Genomic DNA, 25,415 nt, shown 5'->3' with positions numbered 1-25,415 from the left:
CGTGAATGTTACTGCGATAAAGGGGCAAGGGCTTAGCCCTTGATTTCATAGCGCCGCGCCTGGCCATCGCCTTGCTGGTGCTTGAAGTGGTACACCTCGGCCGAGTGCTTCTCGAAGTGCTTCGTGTGCCCTGGACGCACTATCGCGGCCCCGGGTTCGGCGCAACTGCCGCCGGCGTCGCAACGCTGCAGCAGGTCCAGCACCGCTGTCGCATTGCCGGTGTTGCGCACGGAGAAGCCGGTGGCGCCCTGCTCGATGGCGATCTCGTGGCGGGCATTTTTGGGGCTCACGTACAGCAGCGTTCCGTAGCCGGCCATCACCTGCACACCGGCACGCAGGGATTGTGCGTAGGTTTGCGCCTCTTCGGCGGTGAGGGCGAAATCGCTCCGGCCCTCGGGCATCACTGGGTTGAAACGCAGGCGAAACAGCCGCTCGTGGGCACGTTCGCCATTGAACACAAAGCGCACGGTCTGCATGCCATTGGCCGGGATAATCAACCGCGCCGGGCTCACCACCAGATCGCGCTGGCCACCGGCGGCGGCATCGTCCAGGGGCACTTCCTGGTACGTGCCGTCTGCTTGGGCAACCAACTCCCAGGCCCGCACCTTGACGAACGCCGCAGTGGTGCCGCTGTTGTAAATGCGCTTGGTGTAGGTGGACTTTCCGGCATCGAGGTAATCGTTGAATTTACCTACGCCCAGTTGTGGGCCCGCCAAGGCGACGCCAGGCAGTAATGCCAAGGTGGCGGCGAACGCAAACACAGCTTTCATGGCATGCCTCCGTGAAAATGGGTAACCGTTTAGGGGTGCGCATTATCGGGAGGAGCAAGCGGAAACGCTTTAGCGAATATTCCCAAAAGAGTTTGGAAAGGTCCTACAGACCGTAGAAAGAGGCGAAGCTGAAATTCTCGCGCCGAAGTGGCGTTCTTGGCGGCCAGTGGTTGGCCGCCGAGCGGCGGCCATGGTCAAGCCCTGTGGCGTCAGGCCCGGTGTGCGGCTTGGCCAAGCGCCCATAAGCGGGCGATGTCGCCGGCGCGTTCGCGCAGCAAGCGGGGGGCTTCGCGGCAAGCATCGTCGAGGGTCATAGGCCCGCTGGCCAGGGAAAACGCCGCCTGCACGCCGTGGGCATAAAGCGCTTGGTAGTGCTCACCCAGGGTACCGGCCAATACTATCACCGGCACCCCGGCCGCCCGGGCGATACGGGCCACGCCGAACGGCGTCTTGCCGCGCAAGGTCTGGGCATCGAAGCGCCCTTCACCGGTGATCACCAGCGCGGCACCCTCCACTGCCTCGGCCAAGCCAGCGAGCTCAGCGACCACTTCGACACCTGGGCGGAAACTGGCCTGCATAAACGCCTTGGCGGCAAAGCCCACGCCGCCAGCTGCGCCGCTGCCGGGTTCATCACGCAGGTCACGGGCCAATGCTTGGGCGGCATGGTCGGCAAAATGCCCCAGCGCCGCGTCCAATACCGCTACCTGCGCAGGGTCGGCGCCCTTTTGCGGGCCAAAAACATGGGAAGCACCGTGCGCGCCGCACAGCGGGTTATCGACATCGGCGGCTACCTCGACCTTTACCCGCGCCAAGCGCGGGTCCAACCCACTGAGGTCGAGCCGGCCCAAACGGGCCAATGCGGCCCCACCCAACGGTAAGGGCTGGCCTTCATTGTCGTAGAATTGTGCGCCCAAGGCGCGGAGCATGCCGCTGCCGCCGTCGTTGGTGGCGCTACCGCCGATGGCCAGCACGATATGCCGCGCACCCGCATCAAGGGCGGCACGCACCAGTTCACCGGTACCCAGGGTGGTGCTGGCACAGGCGTCACGCTCTTCGGGCCGTAGCAACTGCAGGCCACTGGCCTCGGCCATCTCGATAACGGCTGTACGGTTGGCCGATAACCAACCCCATTGCGCCTGCACGGTGCCGCTGAGCGGGCCATGGGCGCGCAGCGTGCGCAGCTCACCTTGGCTGGCGGCGACGATGGCCTGCAACGTGCCCTCCCCGCCATCGGCCATCGGGCATTGCACCACTTGCGCGTGGGGCAACGCCGCGGCCACGCCTTCGGCAATGGCCTGGGCCGCCGCCGCGGCACTGAGGCTGTCCTTGAACGAATCCGGCGCGATCACAATCTTCATAGGGTTTTCCTTGTTCGATGGCCCATGCTGCCACGCCCCTGAGCGCCGCGCCCTGGGCTGGCGCACAAGTATCGGTCGCTGAATTTGTTCAATCGGACAGTGCGGCGGCCGGTAACAATTGCACGCCCAGATACAGGTTAGCCAAATCCGCCATGCGCGCCGGGTCCAACCCGGTGTAACCGCGGATGCGTTCAAGGCGATAGCGCAGGCTGTTGCGGTGCAAGCCGAGCGCATCGGCACAAGCCTGGGCTTGGCCGTTGTGGGCACACCAGGCGCGCAATGTGGCCAACAATACGCCGCCCCGGTCGTGTTCGACCAGGCCCTGCAATGGCGCCAACCATTGGCGCAGCGCCGGGTCGTCACGCAGGCGCCAGAGCATGGCCGGCAAGCGATACGTGGCCAGAGCCAAGCGGCGCTGCCCAGGCAGTACCTGGCGGCCATAGGCAAGCACGTCGTTCACCTGCGCGCAGCCTTGGCGCAAGCTGGCAAGGCCTGCCGCGTTCTCGCCCTGGGCCCATTGCAGCACCGGCCAACCGAGCCCGCCCAAGCGCGCCAACAAGCGCTCTTCGTCCAACGCCAGCGAGGCAGGCCGGCACCACAACACATGCCCTGGCGCCGGGCTGGTACACCAACTGTCGGGGTAGCGGTTGCACAGCCATTCGGCCAGTAAATGCAGCGCTTGGCCTGGCCCCACCCGCAGCGCGTAGGGGGTGCGCGCCAGGTGCGGCTTAAGCCCCAATTGGCCGGCTTCAGCCAAGCACTCGGCGCTCGGTTCCGGCTGGCCGAGCAGTAGCGCTTGCAAATCGTCGCGGCGCTGGCGCCGCCACTGCTGTTGGGCCTGCTGGCTGCGCTGGGCCAGCAGCATCTCGGCGGTCATGCGTACCAGCGCCGCATAGGTGCGCACGGTGTCGGGCGCGCCGGTGATGCCCAGCACACCGACCAACCGCTGTTCCAGCAGCAATGGCAGGTTCACCCCCGGCTGCACATTCTTCAACCGCCGTGCGGCGTTCGCGTCCAGCTCCACTACCCGGCCATTGGCCAACACCCACTGCGCCCCCTCATGGCGGGTATTGATCCGCTCGGGCTCGCCGCTGCCCAGGATCAGCCCTTGGCTGTCCATTACATTCACGTTATGCGGCAAAATGGCCATTGCCCGGTCTACGATGTCTTGTGCCAAGGCATGGTCGAGTTCGAACACTGATGGGGCTCCGTGCAGGCCGGGAAAGGTGTTGGCGCACAATAGCAAGCGCCGGCCATTGTGCACAGGCACAAAGACAACCCTTAAGGCCTTGGCAGACACTGCCACCACCCGTACGGGTTAGAACAATACACAAAAAGTGAGAAACGCCATGACCCACACCCTTGCCGCCGAGCCCGGCGATGCGCTGTACCGGCGCGTAACGCTGCGGCTGATCCCGTTTATTTTCGTGTGCTACCTGTTCAATTACATTGACCGGGTGAACGTGGGCTTTGCCAAGCTACAAATGCTCGATGCGCTCAACTGGAGCGAAACTGTCTATGGCTTGGGCGCCGGTATCTTCTTCATTGGCTACGTGCTGTGCGGGGTGCCGAGCAACCTGGCGCTGACCCGCTTCGGGCCGCGGCGCTGGATCGGCGTGATGATGATCACTTGGGGGGCGTTGTCCGCCGCCTTGCTGCTGGTGAACACCCCGCTGCAATTCTACGGCGTGCGGCTGCTCACCGGCGCGGCCGAAGCCGGTTTCTTCCCCGGCATCGTGCTGTACCTTTCGCAGTGGTACCCAGACCGCCGGCGCGGGCGGATCATGGCGTTGTTCATGTCGGCCATTCCGGTGTCAGGGTTGGTCGGCGGGCCGTTCTCCGGCTGGATTCTCGGCCACTTCGCCGCAGGCCAAGGGGGCCTCGCCGCCTGGCAATGGATGTTCCTGCTCCAGGGCGTGCCGACGCTGCTGCTGGGGCTGCTGGCTTTCGTGCTGCTCAGCGACAGCGTAGCCACCACCGGCTGGCTGAGCCCGGCTGAGCGCGAGCAACTACAGGCCGAACTGGACGCCGACGCCCGCCATAAACCCGTACGTAGCGACCACTCACTCAAAGCGGTGTTCGCCGAGCCGTTGGTGTGGGTGCTGGGCTTTATCTATTTCTGTATCCAAAGCGGCGTCTATGCAATCAACTTCTGGCTGCCGTCGATTATCAAGAGCCTCGGCTTTGCCGACCCGCTGGTAATCGGTTGGCTGAGCGCCATCCCGTACCTGTTGGCAGGGGTGTTCATGCTGCTGGTGGGCCGCTCGGCGGATCTACACCGCGAGCGCCGCTGGCACTTGGTGGTACCGATGTTGATGGGTGCGGCCGGGCTGTTGATCGCCGTGAATTTCGCCAGCACGCCCGCATTGGCCTTGCTGGGGCTGTCCATCGCCACCATGGGCGCGCTCACCGGGCTGCCGATGTTCTGGCCATTGCCTACCGCTTTCTTGAGCGCGGGCGTGGCGGCCGGTGGCCTGGCGATCATCAACTCGGTGGGGCAAATGGCCGGCTTCTTGAGCCCCTACGTGGTGGGCTGGATCAAAGACCAAACCGGCTCCACCGATGCGGCGTTGTACAGCCTGGCCGGGTTGATCGTGGTCGGCGCCATTGTGGCGCTGAAGGTGGCCGCGCCTGGCCGGGGCAAGCCGGCTTTGGCGAAGGTTTAAGCAGCGGTTAACGCTTAGAACCCGGCCCCGCGATCGCGGTAGCGCCCAGGGCCCGCTGGCGTATATGGCGCCCCCGCCGCCGGGCCCTACGGCGGGGCGCCTGCAAACCAGGTAAACGGCTTTTTAATCTAAAAGAACAGGGCTCAAACCACCGGCCGCCCGCTGAAGAAATGCGCAGGGTCATTGAACCCGGGCGTCGATGCATGCCCCGGCACCACCAGGCTATCGATGAAGGCCTCGTCTTCTGCCGTAACGTGGTAATCCAAGGCAGGCAAGTAACCCTCCCAATGGGCCTCGGTGCGCGGCCCAACGATCGCCGAGGTCACCAGAGGGTTATGCAGTACCCAGGCAATGGCGAAAGCCGTGGGCGTGGTACCGCGGTCTTTGGCGTAGGCAGCCACCTGCTGGGCGATGGCCAGTGACTCAGGCCGCCATTCGGTTTCCTGGATGCGTTTATCCTGGCGCCCGGCGCGGGTATCGGCCGCCGGTGCTTGGTCCGGGGCGTATTTGCCGGTGAGCACACCGCGCGCCAGCGGGCTGTAAGGCACGATCCCAAGGCCATGGTAGGCGGCCGCGGTAAACACCTCCTGCTCGGCCTGGCGGTTGACGATGTTGTACAGCGGTTGCACGGCGATCGGCGCGTCCACGTTCAAGCGCCGGGCCACGTTCACCAGCTCGGCGATCTTCCAGCCACGGTGGTTCGATACCCCCCAATAGCGCACCTTGCCTTGGCGGATCAAGTCGCCCAAGGCCGAGACGGTTTCCTCCAACGCGGTGTCGTGATCTTCGCGGTGCAGGTAGAACAGGTCGATGTAATCGGTGCCCAGCCGCTGCAGGCTCTGCTCGGCACTGTACAGCAGGTGCTTACGGCTGGCGCCGACGTTGTGTGGTAGCGGCGATTGTTGGCCGGTGGGGCTTCCGGCCTTGGTGGCCAACACCCAGGCATGGCGCTGCGCGGCAATGGCGCGGCCAACGATGCGCTCGGACTCGCCCTTGTTGTACACGTTGGCGGTGTCGACGAAATTCACGCCGCGGGCGAAGGCACTGTCGATGATGCGCCGCGAAGTGGCCTCGTCGGTCTGGTCGCCGAACATCATGCTGCCCAGGTTGAGGGGCGAGACTTTCAGGCCGCTGCGGCCCAGGTTACGGTAGTGCATGTCAGTTCCTTTTGGTCAGGCGAAAAATCGGTTGGCCGGGCGCGGCAGCCCCAGGTGCTCACGCAGGGTGCGGCCTTCGTACTCGCGGCGAAACAACCCACGCCGCTGCAGCTCTGGCACTACCTGGCCAGTGAACGCCTCAAGCCCACCCGGCAGCCACGGGAACATGATATTGAAGCCGTCGCTGCCGTGGCTTTCCAGCCACAATTGCATGTCATCGGCAATGCTCTGCGCGGTACCGACGAAGGCTAAGCCCGAATAGCCACCCAGGCGCTGCGCCAACTGGCGCACCGTCAACTGCTCGCGGTCGGCCAGGGCCAGTACCCGCGCGCGGGCGCTCTTGCTATCGTTGGTGTCTGGGATCTCAGGCAGGTAGCCATCGGGGTCGAAGCGGCTGGCATCCACTCCCAGGGCAACGCTCAACGAGGCGAAGGCACTTTGTTCGTGTACCAGTGCATCGAGCCGGGCGCGGATCGAACGGGCCTCTTCCAGTGTGTCACCGACCACGACGAAGGCCCCGGGCAAAATCTTCAGGTGCTCTGGGTCACGCCCCAATGCCGGCATGCGCCCTTTCACGTCGGCATAAAAGGCCTGCCCCTCTTCCAGCGTGCTACTGGCGGCGAATACCACCTCGGCGGTTTCTGCCGCCAACTGCCGGCCAGGCTCGGACGCGCCGGCCTGGACGATCACCGGCCACCCCTGCGGCGGGCGGGCGATGTGCAAAGGCCCGCGCACCGACAGCAGCGGCCCTTCATGGGCCAAGGTGTGCAAGCGGCCAGGGTCGAAATACACGCCCGTTTGCACATCGCGCACGAAGGCGTCGTCCGCCCAACTGTCCCACAGGCCGGTGACCACTTCGTAGAATTCCCTGGCCCGGGCGTAGCGCTGGGCGTGGTCCAAGTGCTGCACAAGGCCGAAGTTCAGCGCGGCATCCGGGTTCGCGGTGGTGACGATGTTCCAGCCGGCGCGGCCTTCGCTGAGGTGGTCGAGCGAGGCAAAGCGGCGCGCCACGTGAAACGGCTCATCGAAGCTGGTCGAGGCGGTAGCCACCAGCCCGATGCGCTCAGTCACTTGGCTCAAGGCACTGAGCAAAGTAAAAGGTTCGAACGAGGTGGCGGTATGGCTGCGCTTCAGAGCTTCGCGCGGCATGTTCAACAAGGCCAGGTGATCGGCCATGAAGAAAGCGTCGAACTTGGCCGCCTCCAGTGTTTGTGCCAAGTGCTTGAGGTGCTTGAAATTGAAGTTCGCATCGGGCCAGGCACCTGGGTAGCGCCATGCCCCGGTATGGATGCTGACCGGGCGCATGAACGCACCCAGCTTGAGTTGGCGATCGGTGGCCATGGGGCGCCTCCTGATGGTTAAACGCTTTACACCCTAGCCGGCTCGCCCTCGGCAGGATAATTCCATTTGGGCATATGCTCAGGCTCGTAACGGCCGGGAGAACGCGCGCGGCACTTCGGCCAGCCCAGTTCCCCGGCACCCTGCGAAGTAGGCACGGGGTACCAGCGCATCGCTACGCTGTGGCAAGGGCTGATGATGGATTGCCCAGCCTACGCCGATGGCTGGGCCCCCGCCAGCACCCCAAGCGCCTGCGCCGGGGGGTTATCGTGGCGGGCACACAGGTGGCTGGGCAGCCCTAGTAAACCGGTAACGTCCGGAAAAACAGCCGAGCGCTGGCGCCGCGGCTTTTCCCCTGTAAGATACGCGGCTTTCTTTAGTACAACCGGCCAGGTATGCACTGGCCTTTTCAGGGAAAGCCCCGCATGAGTGACCCACAAAGCCCCGAGCACCTGCATCGCGGCCTCAAGAACCGGCATATCCAGTTGATCGCGCTGGGCGGGGCCATCGGCACCGGGCTGTTCCTGGGCATCGCCCAAACCATCCAGATGGCCGGCCCTTCAGTGATCCTGGGCTACGCCATCGCCGGCCTGATCGCCTTTTTCATCATGCGCCAACTGGGGGAAATGGTGGTCGAAGAGCCTGTGTCGGGCACCTTCAGCCACTTCGCTTACCGCTACCTGGGGCCTTTCGCCGGGTTCATGTCGGGCTGGAACTACTGGGTGCTCTACGTGCTGGTGGGCATGGCCGAGCTCACCGCGGTGGGCGTATACGTGCAGTACTGGTGGCCGGACGTCCCCACCTGGGTATCGGCTGCAGTGTTCTTCGTGATCATCAACCTGATCAACCTGTGCAACGTGCGCCTGTATGGCGAGATGGAATTCTGGTTCTCGCTGATCAAAGTCGTGGCCATCATCAGCATGATCGCTTTTGGCGCCTGGCTGCTGGCCAGCGGCCAAGGCGGCCCGCAGGCCACGGTGGCGAACCTGTGGAATGACGGCGGCTTTTTCCCCCATGGCGTGGCGGGGTTGACCATGGCCATGGCAGTGATCATGTTCTCCTTCGGTGGCCTTGAGCTGGTGGGCATCACCGCCGCCGAGGCGGACGACCCGCGCCGTAGCATCCCCAAGGCCACCAACCAGGTAATTTGGCGCATCCTGCTGTTCTACGTGGGTGCACTGGCGGTGCTGTTGGCGCTGTATCCGTGGCAGAAGGTGGTCAGCGGCGGCAGCCCGTTCGTACTGATCTTCCGCGCCCTCGACGCCCAAGTGGTGGCCACCCTGCTCAATGCCGTGGTGCTCACCGCCGCGTTGTCGGTGTACAACAGTTGCGTCTACAGCAACAGCCGCATGCTGTTCGGCCTGGCGCGCCAGGGCAACGCCCCACGCGCCCTGCTGAAGGTCAACCGCCGGGGGGTGCCGCTTACGGCATTGGGCGTGTCATCGGTAGCCACCGGCCTGTGCGTGGTCATCAACTACGTGGTGCCCGGCGAAGCCCTGGGCCTGCTGATGGCCCTGGTGGTCGCCTCGCTGGTATTGAACTGGTGGGTCATCAGCATCACCCACTGGACATTCAAGCGGGCCAAACAGGCTGAAGGCCACATCTGCCATTATCCGAGCTGGGGCTACCCTGCCACCAACATCCTGTGCCTGGCATTTTTGGCCGGGGTGTTGGTTGTGATGTGGCTAGGGCCGTTCAAGGTGTCGGTACTGCTGATCCCGGCCTGGCTGCTGCTGTTGGCGGCGGCGTATAAAGTGACTAACCACCGCCGCCGCTGAGCCGGTCAACGCGCGGCGGTTTCGCTGGCCGGGGGTACGCTGAAGCTGTGGTCAAAGGTGTTTGCCGCCTTCAACTCGACGGGGATCATCCCAGTTTGGTGGTAGAAGTCGGCGACCTCCTGCTGCTGTTGCACCACGTTGTCGCTAATGGCTTCCCAGTGCTGCGCGCGCCGCTCGAATTGCAGGCGCGCCACCTCCGGCGGGAAACCAATGATCGCGGCCAAGCTCTTGGAATAACTGTCCAGGTTGCGATAGGCCCAACGCTGGGCCAGGGTAATGCGGTTTACGTAGTCTTGCAGTGCCGCGTGGCGCGCTGGGTCTGCCAGCGCCTGGTCGGTCGCGGCGAGGAAACTATTGCCCGCCAGCAACCCGCGGCCACTGACCAGCACACGAGCCTTGTCTACCAATTCGGCCTGGGCGGTGTAGGGCTCCCAGGTAGCCCAGGCATCCACCGAACCATTGGCCAGGGCGATCTTCGCATCCACCGGCCCGAGGAACTTGAACTCTACGTCTTTCGCGGTCAACCCGGCGCTGGCCAGGGCCTTCACAGCCACATAATGGCCAATGGAGCCGCGCCCGGTGGCAATGCGCTTGCCTTTGAGGTCTGCGGCGGTTTGCAGCGGGGAACCTTGTGGCACCAACACCGCCGTACCGTAAGGGTCGGCCTGGTCCACGGCGATGGCCTTGACCGGCGCACCGGCCGCCGAGGTAAACAAAAGCGGGCCATCACCAATGATACCGGCGTCCGCGGCGCCAGCGTTGAGGGCTTCGGTCAACGGCGCGGCGGCCGGGAATTCGGCCCACTGGATCTGGTAGCCAGGCAGGTTGTCCAGCGCATGGGCAGCCTCAAGCTGGGCGCGCATGTTGCCCTTTTGATCGGCGATACGCAGGGTAATAGGCTCGGCGGCCTGTGCGGCGACGGCCCCCCCAATAAGCAGCACAGCAATCACGTGTAGCAGTTTCAAATCGTACTCCACAACGCCCGGTAGGCGGCTCAACCAACGATACACTGCAGCGCCGAGCGTACGGTCGCTGCGTTTTCAGCCACGTTAAGCCTGCGCTTTTCTCCGATGGAAATTCGATTTGGGCATATGCTTAAGTGAATGTGTCGAGTTGTCTGCCTTCAGACGTCTGATGACAGCTTGCCGCCCCTGACCTGCCCCCCCTGTGATGAGGACCCGATGACCGCCCCGCCCGCACACGCCAATGTCACCTTGACCATTCTTTCTATCGTGTTCTATAGCCTGATCGCGTTTTTGTGCATCGGTTTGCCGATTGCCGTGTTGCCCGGTTACGTGCACGACGAACTCGGCTATGGGCCTATGGTGGCGGGCCTGGTGATTGGCCTGCAGTACCTGGCCACCTTGCTGATTCGGCCATTGGCTGGGCGCCTGGCCGACTCCATGGGCACCAAGAAGATCATCACCTGGGGGCTGTACGGCATCGCTGCCAGTGGGCTGTTGACTTTGATCGCTACGCTTTGCCAAAGCTGGCCGGCGCTGAGCTTGGCGCCGCTGCTGGCGGCGCGGTTGTTACTGGGCTGCGCCCAAGGCATGGTGGGGGTGGGTACCGCCAGTTGGGGTATTGCCGCGGTGGGTGCGGAGAATACCGCGAAGGTGATTTCTTGGAACGGTATCTGCTCCTACGGCGCGGTGGCTTTCGGGGCGCCGATCGGCGTGGTGCTCACCGGCTCGCTCGGCTTCAACACCCTTGGCCCGGCGCTGGTGGTGCTGGCCTTGGTCGGCCTGGCGGTGCTGCGCAACAAGCCCTCGATGCCGCTGGTACGGGGTGAACGTATGCCGTTCTGGTCGGCGTTCGCCAAGGTGGCCCCCTATGGTTTGGCACTTACCCTGGCCTCGATCGGCTACGGCACCTTGACCACGTTCATCACCTTGTACTACCGCGAGAACGGCTGGTTGGGCGCTGCGTATTGCCTGACCGCCTTCGGTATCAGTTTCGTGGCGGCCCGGCTGGTGTTCATCAACGCCATTAACCATTACGGCGCCATGGCCACCGCCTTGGCGTGCATGGCCGTGGAAACCCTGGGGTTCTTGCTGCTGTGGTTGGCGCCTTCGCCGGCGTGGGCACTGGCCGGCGCCAGCCTCACCGGTTTGGGCCTGTCGCTGGTTTACCCGGCGCTGGGCGTTATCGCCATTCGGCAAGTGCCCAGCAGCAGCCGCGGGGCCGGGCTGGGCGCCTTCGCCGTGTTCTTCGACCTGGCGCTGGCCGCCGCCGGGCCGCTGATGGGCGTTGTGGCCTCGTACATCGGCTATGGGCCGATCTTCCTGGTCGCCGCCGGGTTGTCGCTGGCGGGACTTGGGCTGATCACCAGCCTGGGGCGCAAGGCCCAGTGAGCATTGCTCGGCAATCACTGGTCGGCGGTTTGTAGCCCTGCACGGCTAGCCGTGCCCAGGGCCTGGCTAAAGAACGTGCCGGCTTCACTGACCAAGCTTTTATGGATCGACACCCGGTCCACCCCCTCGCCATCGGCGCACAGCGCCGGGGCGCGGGCGGCCTGCTCGGCGCTGCAAGGGGCGAGGAACACAAAATGCCCGGCACCGGCCAATAACCGGTATTGCGGGTGCCGTGGCAGCTTGCGCGCCAGCGCGCCCGCGTTTTTGTCATAGGCCACTAACTGATCGTGGTCGCCGGCATAGATCAGGGTGGGTACGTTCACGTCCTCCAGCGTATGGCGGCCGAACATCAGGCTAAGCGGCGCCATTAGCAGCAAGGCGCGTACCCGCGGGTCAGCCTGCGGGGCCAAGTCATCCCGGTCGGCGACCAATTCACCATGGGCCTTGCAGGCGTCCTGGTCGCTGGGGTATTGGGCACAGTAATCGCGCAAACGCTGTAGGTCCGGCTGGGCGCCGGAAAGTATCAAAGCGGTTTCGCCACCCGCGGAGTAGCCAATCACCCCCACCTGCCCAACGTTCACAAAAGGCGAAAGCATGGGTTCTGCCAGTACGGCGGTGATAGCGGCGGAAATCTGCAGCGGGCGGCCGTATAGGTTGCTGAGTGTGCCCAGGCGGCTTTGGTCCAGGTAGTTGTCACCGGGGTGCAGCACGGCCACCACCACGAAGCCCTGACGGGCGATGGTGGTGATCAGATCATGCAATGCCAGGGGCGTACCGTTGTTGCCATGGGACAACATCAGCACGGGGAAACGGCCGAGGGCAATAGGTGAGTCTTCACCGGCGGCGATGTCGTAGCCATCCACCAGCCCGGCGTGCACGCGGGCTTGGGTCGGGTAGAACGCGTACGCCTGCATGGCCTGGCCATCGAGCGGGTCGGCGAAGGTCAAGCGGTGGTAACCCACGGAATAGTGACTGGCCGGCGCCGCCAACAGCTGCACCGAAAAGAAGCTTAAACCCAATAGCCATAACGTGCTTGCACAAAAGCGCACCATCCGTATGCCCTCGCTCACGCCGATTGCCCTGGCCCCTGGTGGTCATCACCGGGTTAGGCGCCATGACGATGGCAAGCGCCAAGCGCTCAGCGTGTAATGCAGCAAAAGGCAGGCCAATGTGTTTTGTGGTCACAAAACGAACCGCCGCCGTACCCGTGGGGCACAGCGGCGGCGTATCTTTTCAGACTGCGGCGTGGCGCGGCGGTTCAGGCAGGCTTGAACAGGCCTTCGATGTGCGCCTGGGCGTCGGCGATCGCCTTGGCGCGGGCCTCGTCACCGTAGGCCAGGCCCTCGGCAGTCACCACCTGGATGTCGGTGATGCCAAGAAAACCCAGCAGTAGCTTGAGGTAGTCAACGTGGGCCGCACCGCTGGGCTGGCCGGTATGCAGCCCACCCGCGGTGGCCACGATCACCACTTTTTTGCCACCGCACAGCCCTTCTGGGCCGTTTTCGGTGTAGCGAAAGGTCTTGCCGGCCACGGCGATGCGGTCTATCCACGCTTTGAGCTGGGTCGGGATGGTGAAGTTGTACATCGGCGCGCCGATCACCAGCGCATCCGCGCCCAGGAATTCATCCAGCGCGGCCGCATTAAGCTCGGCTTCACGCTGTTGCTCGCCATCCCGGGATTCGGCCGGGGTGCCAGCGGCCAGCAGGCTCGCAGCGGAGAAATGGCCGAAGGCATCGTGGGCCAAATCACGGTAGGTCACCTCCACCCCCGGCTGCTTGGCTTTCCAGGTATCGGCGACCAAGGCGGTCAGTTGGCGCGAGGCGGAATTGTCACCCAGAATGCTCGAATCGATGTGCAGCAGTTTCATGTGGGGCCCCCTGAAGGCGATCGTTGGATGGCGCTATCCTATCCAAAGCGGGATTGGCTGATTAGCGCCAAAAAATGCATTGGATTGTTCTATTTATAGAACGATTAGCACCGACGAGGGTGCCCTTATGGTGTGTGCCGGCGGCCTTCGGCATTGAGTTTAGGTGCCTGAGGCGTGCGGGTCAGCTACCGCCACAGCGCCAAAATCTTCTGCCAGTTGGTCTATCAACAGCCTAACGGCCGGGGCCAACCCTCTTCGTGACGGGAATACCGCGTGGATGATCCCGCACCGCAGTGTATAGCCGGCGAGCACCTCGACCAGCTTGCCGGCCTGGAGTGCATCCCTAACCATAATCTCTGGCATTTGGGCGACACCGACCCCTTCCAAGGCTGCTTGCAGTAGCGTGCCCAGGTCCGATGTGATCAAGCGGGGCTTATGGGTAACCTCGAACGGTTGGCCTTGGGCGTCGATCAAGCGCCAGCGATGCTCGTGGTTAGCCGGCCCCAGGTCGACGCTGGGCAGTTTGCCCAACCGCGCTATATCCAATGCGGGCTCCGCCGGCACCAGCGACGGATGCGCCACCAGCTTTTGCAGGCTTTTTCCCAGAACCCTTACCACCAAGTCGACGTTTTCGAGCGGCGGAAAACGCACCCGTAACGCGATGTCGTACCCTTCACCGAGGATATCGACCCGGCGGTTGGTGCTATCTATGTAGACCGTGACCTTCGGGTAGTTGGCCATGAACCGAGCCAGCGTGTCGCTCACCCCCATGGCGGCCAGCCCTGGGGGGCAACTGATACGCACGATACCTTGCGGCTCGGACCTGGAATGCTCTATGGCCGCCTGGGCCGCATTGGCCTCGGCGAGCATGGCTACACAGTGCCGATAGTAGCTGTGGCCAACCTCGGTGACCAAGAATTTGCGCGTTGAGCGGTGTATCAACCGTACGCCCAGCCGCTCTTCGAGCAGTGTAACCCGTCGGCTCAATTTGGATTTAGGTATGTCGAGCTTGCGCCCGGCTGCAGCAAACCCCTCGTTATCTACAACTTGCACAAAGTAATAAAGGTCGTTCAGGTCGTACATCGAGCAAGGCCTACCAGGGTTCAGCGGCTGACCCTACCATAACCCAACAGAGGCAGCGGTAGTCTAGGCCGCCGGGTTTATAAAGATGTCGGCTCAATCAACACTTGAAAAGCGCGCAGTTGCGGGTGTCTGATGGGCCAATGACTGAACGAGGCGCCCGCGATGACGTTGGACGAGATGGTTCGCTATTGCTTGAGTTTGCCCGGCGCCCGGGAAGACTACAAATGGGGTGGCGTGAGGGTGTTTTCCGTGGCCGGCACTAAAATGTTCGCCGTAGCCCACCTGCGCGGCGGCAACGATTTAGCCTTCAAGGTCGAGGAAGAGTTGTTCCTGGGCTATTGCGACCGCCCCGGGTTTCGCCCGGCGCCCTACCTGGCACGGGCCAAGTGGGTAAGCGTGCAAACACCAGAGCGGCTTTCGGCCGGCGAATTGCGAGACCTGCTCAAGCGCTCTCATCAATTGGTGGTGGCCCGCCTGCCCAAACGGGCGCGGGTAGCATTGATGGCAGAGTGAACAGCCCGCGTGGTGCCCCGTTAGCTGCACAGGATTGACAGCGCCCTTTGCCGCCGCGCCGCGCGTGCCCGACGGTAACATTCCCGGGGCGATGCCCGGGCGGCACCGACTCGGCGCATCGGGCTATCGCGAGTGCACCGAGGTTTCGCCTTCACGCCACAGTTCATGCCCCAGCAAGTCGCCCAGGGCCAACGGCCGGGCGAAATAATAACCCTGGGCCTGGCCGGCGCCCATGTCGCGCAGCAGGTCCAGCGCCGCAAGGTCTTCAACGCCCTCGGCCACCACCGACAAACCCAGCGATTCGGCCATGCGCACGATAGCGCGAACAATGGCCCGGCTACGGACGCTGGTGGTCAGTTCGAGAATGAACGATTTGTCGATCTTCAGCCCCGTGAAGTGGAACTGATGCACATAACTGAGCGATGAGAACCCTGCACCGAAATCGTCGAGTACCACGGACATGCCCCGCTCGGCCAGATGGCGCATCGTTTGGCGGGCCAGCTCTGGCTCAGCCACCAGCGCGCCCTCGGTCAGTTCCAGGCAGATCCGGTTCGGGGCTACGTTGAACGTGCTCAACAGGTCGAGCACTTCGCCGGCAAACTCGGGGCGGGTCATGCTGTAGCTGGAGCAATTCACGTGCACGGTCGGCCAGCCGGCGTGTTCAGGCTGGGCCAGCAATTGCGCCACGCAGCGCAGCATATAAAGGTCGAGCCGGCCGATCAGGCGCAAGCCCTCCAACGCCGGCAGGAATGCGCCGGGGGCCAGCACTCGGCCGTCGGGTTGGCGCCAACGAATCAAGGCTTCGAGCGCTATCAGTTGGCCGCTGGCCACATCGATGATCGGCTGGAAGTACGGAACCAACTGGTCGCTGCGCTTGAGCGCATTACGCAATGCCCCTTCGCGCTCGACTTGGTCAGAGAACTCCCGGCGCAGCTCGTGGTTGAACACCGCAAAGCTGTCGCGCCCGGCGTTCTTGACCCGGTACATCGCGGTGTCGGCGTCGCGCAGCAGGTGCGAGGGTTCACGGTGGAACTGCTCGTCGGCGCTGACGATGCCGATGCTGCAGGAAGAAAACACCGCTTGGCCATCGATGTGAAACGGCAGGTCGAAGGCCGCCAGAATTCGCTCGGCGATGTCCACGGCCACGTCGGCCGGTGCTTGCGGGGCCAGTACCGCGAACTCATCGCCGCCCAGCCGGGCCAGTAGGTCGCTGTCGCGCAGGCAACTGCGCAGGCGCGCGGCCGCGGCCATCAGCAGCAGGTCACCAAACTGGTGGCCGCGGCTGTCGTTGATCAGCTTGAAGCGGTCCAGGTCCAGGAACATCACCACCAGTTGCCGGCCGTCCTGGCGGAACTGCTGCCATTCCCACTCCAGGCGCTGTTGCAGGTGGCTGCGGTTGGGCAGGCCGGTGAGCGAGTCGTGGATGTTTTCGTGTAACAGTTTGGCGTTGGCCAGGTCCAGCTCCCGCGTGCGGTCCTGAACCCGAGCTTCCAGGCGCAGGTTGGCCAGGTGGATCGCCTCGGCGGCACTGCGCCGCGACAGTGCGGTGTCGATATGGCGCGACACGAACGTGAGCAGTTCTTGGTCGCGCCGGGTGTAACAAATGTGCGGGGAATAGCTTTGCACCACCAGCACCCCGCGTACCGCTTCTTGGTCGAACAGCGGAATACCTAGCCATGACTGCGAGCGTACCGGCTCGTTGGTGTTCTGAATTTCGCCCATCTCCATCAGCCGGGTGGCATCGTCATAATCGATCAGGCAGGGCCGCCGCTGGCGGATTACGTATTCGGTCAAGCCGCGCTGGCCACGGCGGGGCCCAGGCCGGCGAGTGAGTTGTGCGTCAATGTAATAAGGGAAGTTCACCTCGCCGGTTTCGGCGTCGTACAGGGCAATGTAGAAATTGCGGGCATACAGCAACTCGCCCACGATCCCATGTAACTGCGGGAACAGTTGGGCCATATCGCCGGGCTGGCTAGACAACTCGGTAATCTGGAACAACGCGCTTTGCAAATGTTCGGCGCGTTCGCGCTCGGCCACCTGCTGGCGCAGCGTCTCGTTGAGCTGAGACAGCTCGCGGGTACGCTCGGCCACCACCTCCTCAAGATGCGCGCGGTGCAGGATGCGGTCCAGCGCCATGGCCACGTGGCGCGCCACTACCAGGAACAACGCACGGTCCTCGGCACTGTACAGGCGCTGGCTGTCGTATACCTGTATGGCGATCATGCCGAAGACTTCGTCGGACGCGTTTTTCAGCGGGGCGCCCATCCAGAACTCCGGCACATGGCCCACGCAATAAAAGCGCCCGCTGGCCCATGCCTCGGCGATGTCGTCGCGGGTCACCAGCAAGGGCTGGCCGGTGGTCAACACCGTACCGGTCATCGACAACCGTTGGCGGTCCAGAAACTCGCGGCCGTCGCTCTCCACCGCTTCGTCGTCAGTGGTATCGACATAGTAGGGGTAGGTGATTTCGGTACTACGGGCGTCGTACAGCGCCAAGTAGAAATTTTCCGCATTGATCAAGGTGCCCAGCTCTTGGTGCAAGCGAACCATGAACGTGCCGCGGTCGCGCACCGAGGTGGCTAAATGGGTAATGGCGTACAACACTCGTTGCGTATGTTGCGCCCGTGCCAGCGCCTGGCTCTGCAAGCATAGCCCCAGGCGCAATGCCAATGCGGCGAGCTGTGCGGAATCGTGACCCGGCTGCGGGGCCAACAGCCAGCCCAGCACATGTTCGCCGTGGCCAGTCGCCCAGCGGTGCAAGCCGTGCGCTGCACAAAATGCATCCACCGCAGCGGGGTCCAGGGTGGCCGGCCAGTGGAATGCGTCACGTCCGTGTCCTGCCAGTTGCAGGTGCTCCCCCGCCCGGTAGAAGCCCCATTGCTGGCTGTGCCCCGACTGCGCGGCCTGGGTTAATACCAGGTCTAGGTCTCGCAATTCCATGGGGTGCTCCAAGCGGTATGGAAAAATGTTCAGCCATAATCGTTTGAGCCGATGGGTCATGGCAAGAGGCCAGACCCCTCGTATCACGCAACACCCCTGCCGTATGTCGCTGGCTGATAAATGGTGGGCAATAACGTCCTCATAGTGATGAACCTGCCACTGTTATACGATGTCGTATTTGCGGCATTAACCGTTTTGGTATCAAAAGCGGCCCTACAACAACAACAATGGGAGAGATACGCCTATGGCGCGCGCCAACCCCGTCGATAAACACCTAATTACCCAGCGCGAGCACGGCTTCAGCCTGGCCCGCATCGGCAAGATGCTTGGCCCCGGGATCATTGCGGTGCTCGCCTGGCTCGGGGCAGGTGACCTGATCACCTCCTCGGTGGCAGGCGCAAACTATGGCTACAGCATGATGTGGGTGCTGGCCATATCCCTGCTGCTGCGGTTTTTGATCGTCAACATCATTGCGCGGTTTCAACTCTGCAATCTCCAAGGCATGAGCATCTTGGGCGGTTACGCCCAACTGCACCCGGTGTTCGCTTGGTTCATGCTGGGTTATGCGCTGGTGATGGGCCACCTCACCAACGCCTATATGCTCAAGGGTGCCGGCGAAGCGCTGGCTACACTGCTGCACCTGCCCTACCCCTTGCTGTGCTCTTTTGCCGTGATGCTCGCGGTGTGGCTGCTGGTAGGCCGTAACATCTACGGGCAGATCGAGCGGGTGATGAAGGTGCTGCTGTGCTTGATGACCTTGGCGTTCCTGGCTTTGGCAATCATGTCGCGGCCTGACCTGGGCGGCATCCTCAGGGGCACCCTCGGCTTTAGCATTCCGCCGGACAAAGGCGTTCACGGTGCGCTGTTGGTCGCGGTATCGGTGATTGGCGCGGTGGCGGGTTCCATTGCCAACTTCGTACACCCCTACGTGATGAAAGAAAAAGGCTGGACCGGGCCAGAGCACCGGCGCTTGCAGCGCAACGACCTGCTGTTCGCGGTGCTCGTAGGCATCATCATCAACCTGGCGATCTGGGTGGTGGGTGCCGAAATTCTCGGCCCGAACAACCTGAAGGTGGAAACCCTCGACGACCTGGGCCAGGCCCTGCGCATGTTCTTTGGCGAAGCCGGTTGGTATGTGTTCTTCGTAGGAGCCTTCGCCACCTTGTTCGCCAGCGTCGCCGGCAAGACCACCGCGTTTCCGCGGCTGATCACCGATGCCGTGCAACACATCATGCCCTCGCGTAAGCAACGCTACGGCAAGGTGCTGCACCAAGACCCGCTGCACAAATGGTTCATGATGTTCATTCTGGTAACCCCGTTGGTATGGTCGTTACCCGGGATGCCCGACTTCGTGACCCTGACCATTGCCGTGAATGCGCTGAACATCGTCGGCCTGCCGGTGATCTCACTGGGCTTGCTGGTGATGAGTAACCAGAAAAAGCTCATGGGCCAATACCGCAACAACCTGTTCGAGAACATCGCCCTGGGCTTCGCCACCGTGCTTGCGCTGTGGGTAGCGTTCCAATTGGGTGCGCAATTACTCACCGCTTAGGCCGGCGGCCAGTAACGTGGCTAACAGCTTCTGAAGCACCCCAAGTGGGGTGTCTCAGAAGTGGGCCGCCTTTTGGCCAGCACCTTTTGTACCGTGCCGCGTTACCATCCTTCACCCAGCAAGAAAATTCGTGCGTACGACGTGGGCGCGAACTGACCAGCCGCCAGCAACCCTTCCTCCAAATGCCTGATTGTCTATCATTTTGTCAAAATGTAGTGCTTTTAATAAATTCACTACAGAATAGTTGACGCTGCGAATTTCCCCTTGCATGATGCAGCCATCTCCCCCACCGGGGAGCATGTAAAAAGCGGCCTGATAAGCCTGGCCAGCCGCCAGGCACGCCGCGACTGTGCTGCCCACAAGGCAGATTGATGAGCTGACCCGCATGGCAGCCCTGGCAGGGCGCGCACAGGCTGGAAATTGTCAAGCTGCTGGGCCGGTAATGCCTCCCCTTGTCAATTCCTGCCCAGCCATTGTGCGCTTGGCTTTTGCTTGTAGCGTCAACAATAAGCCACTACACAGTCGCAGCAGCAGGCTGTAGGCGATCGCTGTACATCAACCAGACGAGGTGGAGGCATGAACATGAACTTGAATAATCAACCGACCGTCGATGACCTGGCGCGCTTGTTCGCCGGCCGCCGAGACACCCATGACAGCCACATTCTGTGGGTATGTGAAAGCGGCGAGGTGCATGTCGAAGCACTGGGCCCAGAGGCTTGCGAACATGCATTCGAAAAACAGCGGCCGAGCATGCGTGCCCGGCTTCGCACTTACCGCCGCGGTGGCGGGTACGTAGGTAAGAAAGCCGCCGCCGATCACGATTTTCTATCCCGTGTGCTCTATACCTTAAAGCGCGAATGCCAGGGCCTGGAGCATGGCGCAGTTAAAGTCGTCGACCGCTATTGCTAGCGGATACCGCCGGGCCGCTTTACGGTTGATGCGGCCCAGCGGTGCGCCACGGTCGGTGCATGGCATAACCTTCCCGGCTGGCACCTAATTGGAAGTTAACTGCAATGCTAACGCGGCCTGGTACTCCAAGGCCGCGTTGCCACGCCTCGCCAGCGAAAGCCACCCATCAATGCCGTAAGAACGCCTGGAGCACCCCATTCACCGGCCACTTCCTGCCCGTGGTGCAAGGTGTACACTTAAGTTCCGGTCTAATCGCGGCAAGGGGCGTTTATATGCGCGCTTATTGGGGCTTGTTGAGTGTCACCGTGTTTAGCCTGGGGGCCGTCGAGGCGGCTGAGTTTTCCTCGGCGCAAATCTGCAAGGCAGCCATTGCGGTCGAAACGAACCGCACGCCCACGTCCATGAAAACCGAACGGCCTGGCGATACGCCGCAGATCTCCTACCGGCGTGAAGACGGCGACGTGGTCCGCTACCGCTGCCGCCTTGAGGGTACGCGGGTGATCTGGGCTGCCTACTTGCGCGACGAAAAAGCCTGGGGCCGGTGGCGCAATGCCTACAATGATGGCGATGCGCAAACCTCTTACACCATTGCCGAGGGCAAGCTTACGATCGATTCTGGTGAAAAAGTAGCTCCCCTGTTTGACCTGCGGCAAAATTGCTTCATTGGCCGGCGGGGGATCACAGAGCATGATGGGACAGTTATCGAGTGGGCAGGAGCGACTGTTTTACTTGTTCAACCTTGAAGATCACATCCCAGCCAATCATCTTCTGCGCAGCATTGATCAGTGTCTCGATCTGAGTGACCTGCGCCATTACCTCGCCGATTTCTATAGCCCTATCGGGCGTCCGTCGATTGATCCTGAACTGATGATCCGCATGCTGATCGTGGGCTATTGCTACGGCATTCGCTCAGAGCGGCGGCTGTGCGAAGAGGCCCATTTGAACCTGGCGTATCGCTGGTTCTGCCGGTTAAGCCTTGAAGATGAAGTCCCCAACCACTCGACCTTTTCCAAAAATAGACACGGCCGTTTTCGGGACAGCGATCTGTTTCGCTGGTTGTTCAATGAAGTGCTGCGTCGTTGCATGGACGCAGGCTTGGTCAAAGGTGAAGGCTTTGCCGTGGACGCCAGCATCATCAAGGCGGATGCGAGTCGGCAGCGCGGCGTACCGGGTGATGAACAGATCAACTGGAGCGATCCGGCCCTGAGCACTCGCGCCGTGCGTGAGTACCTTGAAGGCCTCGATGAGGAGGCTTTGGCCGAAACGCTACCGAAACGCCTGTCGCTGACGGATCCTCAGGCCCGCTGGACGGCTGCTCCAGGCGGCCCTGCTTTCTACGCTTACTCCACGAATTATCTGATCGATACCGAGCACGGCGTGATCATGGATGTGGAACCCACACCGGCTCATCGAACCGCAGAAGTCGAGAGCACCAAGACGATGATCGATCGGGTCGAAGCGCAGTTCGACATCAAGCCGGAACGCCTCATTGGCGACACCGCTTACGGTACCGCGCCGATGCTGGTCTGGATGGTGGAGGAAAAAGACATCGAGCCGCATGTGCCGGTGTGGGACAAAACTGAGCGCAAGAGCGACAGCTTTTCGAGTAACGATTTCCACTGGAATGAAGAGGCCGAGGAATACCGCTGCCCAGCCGGCAACCCATTGTGCAGCGAATGGCGAGCCTTCAAGAACGAGCGTTCGCACGTCACCAAAGCCAACACCATCATCTTCCGATCCAGACAGACCGACTGCGCGACATGTCCGACGAAAGCCAGGTGCTGCCCGAACACTTCGACTCGCAAGATCGCTCGCAGCGTCCATGAAGCCGCTCGCGATGTGGCTCGGCGCATTGCAGCAACGCCGGCATATCAGCGCTCTCGCCACGAACGTAAAAAGGTCGAAATGTTGTTCGCCCACCTCAAGCGCATCCTGAAATTGGATCGCCTGCGGCTACGTGGCATAAGTGGCGCGACGGATGAGTTCACGCTGGCCGCTGCGGTGCAGAACCTGCGACGGCTGGCCAAATTTTCATCTCAAGGGCCACCAGTCACGGGATAGGTGCGCCTGCACCAAGCAAAAAACCTCAAATTAACCCAATAACAGAGCGGCAAAGTTCATCGAAGGACCGAAAAACCACTCAATGTGGTGAGTAGGTTCTCCGGTGGTGGTCGTGCCTGAGTTCAGGCCATTTGAAAATCCGACTTTTTCAACAGAATCGATCAACAACGCGCGTTCGGGCAACGAAACGTTCAGCCGCTCGGACTTTTCCGGCCAATAATGACGCCGGCGCCTCAAGGCGCGCTGTTAAGCGCGCCCGTTGGGTTATGGCCATGCTCAGGCGGCCATTTTCCACCAAGCGTACGGTGAACACCCCTTGCAAGCCGGCGTTATGCATGGTGATTCTTTATATGGCTGGCGCGTCGGTAGCACTGGCTCGAAGTGCTGCCAAATCCGCCTGCTGGCCGAAGATGCCCCAGCTTTCCTCTTCGACTTCGTGAATCACCACATAGACTGGGGCCACCGCTGTGCCTCCCGGACGGCAATCAAGAATCGCGGTGGCGCCCTCAATCAACCTGCGCTTGTTTCTCGCATCGAGACCGCCGTTGATGACGTATATCTGAAGCGACACCACCGGCAGCCACGCCGCCGTCTCTCCCATGAATACGGCATCGGGCGGATACTCGGCAAAGTAAGTCCATACGGTGCTGCGTACCATGGGCGAGTGAGGCAGTGCTTCGCAACTGATCCCCAACTGCATGAGAGCCCCGGCGACCTGTTGACGCGCGGTGGCATCGAACGTCCCCGCAGGGGCATGGATGATGAATTTAGGCATCGGAAATCTCTAATACAGGAGACAGGGGTGCGATGGACTCCGCCTTAGGCAGAACCCATCGTTGATAAATCAAATCGATTGGCCGCCGGAGACTTCGATGCGCTGGCCTGTGACCCACCGGTTGCTAGGAGCCAAGAGACTGGCGATCATTGGGCCTATGTCGTCGGGCACGCCCACGCGGCCAAGCGTGGTCATATCGGCAAAAGCATTGTTGTAGTCGGGGATGTCGCGTACTGCTCCACCCAGGAAATCGGTTTCTATCGCTCCGGGGGCTACGGTATTGACGGTGATACCACGGTTGCCCAGCTCTTTGGCCATGTATACGGTGAGTGTTTCGACTGCGCCCTTGGCTGCCGAGTAGGCCGAGAAGCCTGGAAAGGACACACGGGTCAAGCCCGACGAGAAGTTTATGATACGCCCGCCTTCTGCCAATAACGGCAGAAGGGACTGGGTCAGGAAAAATACCCCTTTGACGTGCACGTCAAAGAGCGCGTCGAACTGAGCTTCCGTTGTGGCAGCAAAGTCAGCCATTTCGCCATGTCCGGCGTTGTTGATGAGGTGGTCGATGGTATCGTGGCCCCAGGTGTCGTTCAGTGCCGCGCGCACGGCGATCACGAAGTCGGGGAAGGACGACACCTTACTCGTGTCCAATTGCAGCGCGACGGCCTTGCGGCCTAGCGCCTGAATGTCGGCTACCACGACATCCGCAGCTTCTTTGCCATTACGATAGGTAACGATCACATCGCCACCCTGGCGAGCGATGCTCAGCGCAGTGTTGCGCCCAAGGCCACGGTTTGCACCGGTTACAATTGAAATAGTGGTCATCGTTATACTCCTGCCAAGCAGATGCTGAATGAGCGTTAACGATGACGTGTTGCTGGCGTTGCAGGTTGCGTGATCGGCCACTTGAATTGCCTATTCGTTCAAATTGTCAGGGTGACAAGTAAACGGGTGTGGATGCACACCGCAACGGCGGCGCGGAATTTGCCTGTTTCTCCAAATTATTTGCTGCATTATCCAGTGGTCTTGCGTCGGCAAGCATTCGACATTGCACTAGGCTGATACGGACTGAAGGGTTGATGACCTATGAACGATCTGCTCAAGGCTGTGAGCCGCTACGCTGACGCTCATCATCGGGGTGGCATTGCTGCCACCCCTTTCCCCGGGCTGGTGATTCTTCGGGAGACAACGCCGACGGCGCTGCTCTACGCGATCTCAAGGCCGTTGGTTGCGCTGGTGCTTCAAGGGAAAAAGCGTGTCTCGATGGGCGACAAAATCTTTGAGTTCGGTGCCGGCGAATCATTGATCATCACCGCTGATGTACCAACAGTGAGTCAGATCATTGTCGCCTCTCGGAACGAGCCTTACCTGGCATTTGTCGTAGAGCTTGATCACGTACTCATACAATCATTGGTCGTCGAGATGGGCACGGCCCCCTTTACTGTGGGCGAGCCCTTACGGGTAGAGTCCACAGAAACGGAGGTGACAGACGCAGCCCTGCGCTTGCTTCGCCTGCTTGATCGACCTGGTTCAGTGGAAATACTAAAAGACCAACGGGTCAGAGAACTCCATTACTGGCTCCTATCAGGACGCCATGGCGGAGCCATCCGAGCGCTTGGGATTGCCAGCAGCCACGCCCAAAGAATTGGCCGTGTGATCGCCAGGATTCGTGAGGAGTTCGCCCAGCCGCTGCGAATGGAACAGCTGGCTGAGACAGCCGGTATGAGCCTTTCAGGGTTCCACACCCATTTCAGGACGGTCACCTCGCTGACTCCGCTTCAATATCAAAAACAACTCAGGCTAATCGAGGCAAGGCGAAGGCTTCTGGAGGGCGTACCTATCGCCAAAGCAGCCTATGAAGTAGGGTACGAAAGCATCCCGCAATTCACGCGAGAATACGGTCGCATGTTTGGCGTGCCCCCCGCGAAAGATATCCGCGAAGTAAAAATGCTGCTTAGCACATCGGCTTAGTCTTGCGCCAATTGCTCCGCTCATTCTGCTCCTAATTCCGGACGCATACCAAGAGCACACCCTTCGCGCCGATTTCGAGGTTCGCCATGCCATTCATTTGTAGGCGCCCGCTGAAGTGACCTTGCATGATTCAAGCAGATACCCACTGGTGCGGCAGCAGTTCATCGATTTCGCTTGCCCGCTGCGTTGGTAACTGCGTAAGCGCCCGGTGAACACACCTACCGAACTCCAGCATTAAGGGCGATGTTGTCCGTCTATTTTTTAGCGGACGCGATCACCCTTATCGCCAGGATTCCCATGCGCCAACGAAGCTCTTACCCGAA

Annotated in this window: 21 protein-coding genes; 9 read left to right on the top strand and 12 right to left on the bottom strand. The window is 61.8% G+C overall.

Annotation, left to right across the window (positions count from 1 at the left end; genetic code table 11):
* Positions 1–32 precede the first annotated feature (32 nt).
* The 3 genes from HAQ05_RS24715 to HAQ05_RS24705 all read right to left on the bottom strand — a co-directional run bounded on the left by HAQ05_RS24715 (position 33) and on the right by HAQ05_RS24705 (position 3,326).
* Positions 33–770, bottom strand: coding sequence for a molecular chaperone (locus HAQ05_RS24715; protein WP_190425981.1), 738 nt, complete (start codon positions 768–770; stop codon positions 33–35).
* A gap of 209 nt (positions 771–979) precedes the next feature.
* A complete protein-coding gene (locus HAQ05_RS24710) occupies positions 980–2,128 on the bottom strand; it encodes a glycerate kinase (protein ID WP_190425980.1) in 1,149 nt (382 codons plus the stop codon).
* Between the two features lie 88 nt (positions 2,129–2,216).
* Positions 2,217–3,326 (bottom strand): sugar diacid recognition domain-containing protein, encoded by a 1,110-nt coding sequence (locus HAQ05_RS24705; RefSeq protein ID WP_190425978.1) that lies wholly within the window; start codon positions 3,324–3,326, stop codon positions 2,217–2,219.
* Positions 3,327–3,477: 151 nt separating this feature from the next.
* On the opposite strand from HAQ05_RS24705, the gene HAQ05_RS24700 reads away from it, so the two are divergent.
* Entirely contained in the window at positions 3,478–4,794 is a 1,317-nt protein-coding gene (locus HAQ05_RS24700; RefSeq protein ID WP_190425976.1) for an MFS transporter, read from the top strand.
* A gap of 143 nt (positions 4,795–4,937) precedes the next feature.
* On the opposite strand, the gene HAQ05_RS24695 is transcribed toward HAQ05_RS24700, so the two are convergent.
* Both HAQ05_RS24695 and HAQ05_RS24690 read right to left on the bottom strand, forming a co-directional pair.
* Complete coding sequence (locus tag HAQ05_RS24695; RefSeq protein WP_190425974.1) at positions 4,938–5,951, bottom strand: aldo/keto reductase; 1,014 nt, start codon at positions 5,949–5,951, stop codon at positions 4,938–4,940.
* A gap of 15 nt (positions 5,952–5,966) precedes the next feature.
* Complete coding sequence (locus tag HAQ05_RS24690) at positions 5,967–7,292, bottom strand: LLM class flavin-dependent oxidoreductase (RefSeq protein WP_190425973.1); 1,326 nt, start codon at positions 7,290–7,292, stop codon at positions 5,967–5,969.
* A 422-nt stretch (positions 7,293–7,714) separates the two neighbouring features.
* Between HAQ05_RS24690 and HAQ05_RS24685 the strand changes: the two genes are divergently transcribed.
* Entirely contained in the window at positions 7,715–9,067 is a 1,353-nt protein-coding gene (locus HAQ05_RS24685; protein ID WP_190425972.1) for an amino acid permease, read from the top strand.
* A 5-nt stretch (positions 9,068–9,072) separates the two neighbouring features.
* Here HAQ05_RS24685 and HAQ05_RS24680 read toward each other — a convergent pair whose 3' ends face one another.
* On the bottom strand, positions 9,073–10,032 hold the full coding sequence (locus HAQ05_RS24680; RefSeq protein ID WP_238936584.1) for an ABC transporter substrate-binding protein: 960 nt from the start codon (positions 10,030–10,032) through the stop codon (positions 9,073–9,075).
* Positions 10,033–10,248: 216 nt separating this feature from the next.
* Here HAQ05_RS24680 and HAQ05_RS24675 point away from each other — a divergent pair, with 216 nt between their 5' ends.
* Complete coding sequence (locus HAQ05_RS24675; RefSeq protein ID WP_190425971.1) at positions 10,249–11,421, top strand: MFS transporter; 1,173 nt, start codon at positions 10,249–10,251, stop codon at positions 11,419–11,421.
* Between the two features lie 14 nt (positions 11,422–11,435).
* Here the strand turns inward: HAQ05_RS24675 and HAQ05_RS24670 are convergent, their stop codons facing one another.
* The 3 genes from HAQ05_RS24670 to HAQ05_RS24660 all read right to left on the bottom strand — a co-directional run bounded on the left by HAQ05_RS24670 (position 11,436) and on the right by HAQ05_RS24660 (position 14,371).
* The gene (locus HAQ05_RS24670; RefSeq protein ID WP_190425993.1) at positions 11,436–12,473 is read right to left on the bottom strand and encodes an alpha/beta hydrolase family protein; all 1,038 of its coding nucleotides are present in this window, start codon (positions 12,471–12,473) and stop codon (positions 11,436–11,438) included.
* A 206-nt stretch (positions 12,474–12,679) separates the two neighbouring features.
* Positions 12,680–13,288, bottom strand: a complete 609-nt coding sequence (locus HAQ05_RS24665; RefSeq protein WP_190425970.1) for an FMN-dependent NADH-azoreductase — start codon at positions 13,286–13,288, stop codon at positions 12,680–12,682.
* Between the two features lie 159 nt (positions 13,289–13,447).
* Complete coding sequence (locus HAQ05_RS24660; RefSeq protein ID WP_190425969.1) at positions 13,448–14,371, bottom strand: LysR substrate-binding domain-containing protein; 924 nt, start codon at positions 14,369–14,371, stop codon at positions 13,448–13,450.
* A gap of 162 nt (positions 14,372–14,533) precedes the next feature.
* Here HAQ05_RS24660 and HAQ05_RS24655 point away from each other — a divergent pair, with 162 nt between their 5' ends.
* Entirely contained in the window at positions 14,534–14,884 is a 351-nt protein-coding gene (locus HAQ05_RS24655) for an MmcQ/YjbR family DNA-binding protein (protein WP_190425968.1), read from the top strand.
* 123 nt (positions 14,885–15,007) lie between these two features.
* Here HAQ05_RS24655 and HAQ05_RS24650 read toward each other — a convergent pair whose 3' ends face one another.
* Positions 15,008–17,824, bottom strand: a complete 2,817-nt coding sequence (locus HAQ05_RS24650) for a sensor domain-containing phosphodiesterase (protein ID WP_238935309.1) — start codon at positions 17,822–17,824, stop codon at positions 15,008–15,010.
* Between the two features lie 244 nt (positions 17,825–18,068).
* On the opposite strand from HAQ05_RS24650, the gene HAQ05_RS24645 reads away from it, so the two are divergent.
* From HAQ05_RS24645 to HAQ05_RS24630, 4 genes are all read left to right on the top strand, one after another.
* Entirely contained in the window at positions 18,069–19,376 is a 1,308-nt protein-coding gene (locus HAQ05_RS24645) for an Nramp family divalent metal transporter (protein ID WP_190425963.1), read from the top strand.
* Between the two features lie 582 nt (positions 19,377–19,958).
* The gene (locus tag HAQ05_RS24640) at positions 19,959–20,285 is read left to right on the top strand and encodes a hypothetical protein (protein WP_190425961.1); all 327 of its coding nucleotides are present in this window, start codon (positions 19,959–19,961) and stop codon (positions 20,283–20,285) included.
* Positions 20,286–20,557: 272 nt separating this feature from the next.
* On the top strand, positions 20,558–21,028 hold the full coding sequence (locus HAQ05_RS28850; protein WP_238936583.1) for a hypothetical protein: 471 nt from the start codon (positions 20,558–20,560) through the stop codon (positions 21,026–21,028).
* Entirely contained in the window at positions 20,973–22,346 is a 1,374-nt protein-coding gene (locus HAQ05_RS24630) for a transposase (RefSeq protein ID WP_190425958.1), read from the top strand. Before HAQ05_RS28850 ends, HAQ05_RS24630 begins: the two co-directional genes overlap by 56 nt.
* A gap of 346 nt (positions 22,347–22,692) precedes the next feature.
* On the opposite strand, the gene HAQ05_RS24625 is transcribed toward HAQ05_RS24630, so the two are convergent.
* Both HAQ05_RS24625 and HAQ05_RS24620 read right to left on the bottom strand, forming a co-directional pair.
* Positions 22,693–23,121, bottom strand: a complete 429-nt coding sequence (locus HAQ05_RS24625; protein ID WP_190425956.1) for a tautomerase family protein — start codon at positions 23,119–23,121, stop codon at positions 22,693–22,695.
* A 69-nt stretch (positions 23,122–23,190) separates the two neighbouring features.
* A complete protein-coding gene (locus HAQ05_RS24620; RefSeq protein ID WP_190425953.1) occupies positions 23,191–23,946 on the bottom strand; it encodes an SDR family NAD(P)-dependent oxidoreductase in 756 nt (251 codons plus the stop codon).
* Positions 23,947–24,207: 261 nt separating this feature from the next.
* On the opposite strand from HAQ05_RS24620, the gene HAQ05_RS24615 reads away from it, so the two are divergent.
* Positions 24,208–25,092 (top strand): AraC family transcriptional regulator, encoded by an 885-nt coding sequence (locus HAQ05_RS24615; RefSeq protein ID WP_190425951.1) that lies wholly within the window; start codon positions 24,208–24,210, stop codon positions 25,090–25,092.
* The last annotated feature ends 323 nt before the right edge of the window (positions 25,093–25,415 follow it).

The sequence above is a fragment of the Pseudomonas typographi genome, assembly GCF_014694385.1.
Taxonomy (GTDB): Bacteria; Pseudomonadota; Gammaproteobacteria; order Pseudomonadales; family Pseudomonadaceae; genus Aquipseudomonas; species Aquipseudomonas typographi.
This window is presented reverse-complemented; position numbering and strand designations above follow the sequence as displayed.

Bases quoted from the DNA above. Each gene is read 5' to 3' on its own strand.
- HAQ05_RS24625 (WP_190425956.1), bottom strand. From the start codon at position 23,121: ATGCCTAAATTCATCATCCATGCCCCTGCGGGGACGTTCGATGCCACC.
- HAQ05_RS24615 (WP_190425951.1), top strand. From the start codon at position 24,208: ATGAACGATCTGCTCAAGGCTGTGAGCCGCTACGCTGACGCTCATCAT.
- HAQ05_RS24620 (WP_190425953.1), bottom strand. From the start codon at position 23,946: ATGACCACTATTTCAATTGTAACCGGTGCAAACCGTGGCCTTGGGCGC.
- HAQ05_RS24630 (WP_190425958.1), top strand. From the start codon at position 20,973: ATGATGGGACAGTTATCGAGTGGGCAGGAGCGACTGTTTTACTTGTTC.
- HAQ05_RS24675 (WP_190425971.1), top strand. From the start codon at position 10,249: ATGACCGCCCCGCCCGCACACGCCAATGTCACCTTGACCATTCTTTCT.
- HAQ05_RS24665 (WP_190425970.1), bottom strand. From the start codon at position 13,288: ATGAAACTGCTGCACATCGATTCGAGCATTCTGGGTGACAATTCCGCC.
- HAQ05_RS24695 (WP_190425974.1), bottom strand. From the start codon at position 5,951: ATGCACTACCGTAACCTGGGCCGCAGCGGCCTGAAAGTCTCGCCCCTC.
- HAQ05_RS28850 (WP_238936583.1), top strand. From the start codon at position 20,558: ATGCGCGCTTATTGGGGCTTGTTGAGTGTCACCGTGTTTAGCCTGGGG.
- HAQ05_RS24710 (WP_190425980.1), bottom strand. From the start codon at position 2,128: ATGAAGATTGTGATCGCGCCGGATTCGTTCAAGGACAGCCTCAGTGCC.
- HAQ05_RS24645 (WP_190425963.1), top strand. From the start codon at position 18,069: ATGGCGCGCGCCAACCCCGTCGATAAACACCTAATTACCCAGCGCGAG.
- HAQ05_RS24700 (WP_190425976.1), top strand. From the start codon at position 3,478: ATGACCCACACCCTTGCCGCCGAGCCCGGCGATGCGCTGTACCGGCGC.
- HAQ05_RS24685 (WP_190425972.1), top strand. From the start codon at position 7,715: ATGAGTGACCCACAAAGCCCCGAGCACCTGCATCGCGGCCTCAAGAAC.
- HAQ05_RS24715 (WP_190425981.1), bottom strand. From the start codon at position 770: ATGAAAGCTGTGTTTGCGTTCGCCGCCACCTTGGCATTACTGCCTGGC.
- HAQ05_RS24670 (WP_190425993.1), bottom strand. From the start codon at position 12,473: ATGGTGCGCTTTTGTGCAAGCACGTTATGGCTATTGGGTTTAAGCTTC.
- HAQ05_RS24640 (WP_190425961.1), top strand. From the start codon at position 19,959: ATGAACTTGAATAATCAACCGACCGTCGATGACCTGGCGCGCTTGTTC.
- HAQ05_RS24690 (WP_190425973.1), bottom strand. From the start codon at position 7,292: ATGGCCACCGATCGCCAACTCAAGCTGGGTGCGTTCATGCGCCCGGTC.
- HAQ05_RS24650 (WP_238935309.1), bottom strand. From the start codon at position 17,824: ATGGAATTGCGAGACCTAGACCTGGTATTAACCCAGGCCGCGCAGTCG.
- HAQ05_RS24655 (WP_190425968.1), top strand. From the start codon at position 14,534: ATGACGTTGGACGAGATGGTTCGCTATTGCTTGAGTTTGCCCGGCGCC.
- HAQ05_RS24660 (WP_190425969.1), bottom strand. From the start codon at position 14,371: ATGTACGACCTGAACGACCTTTATTACTTTGTGCAAGTTGTAGATAAC.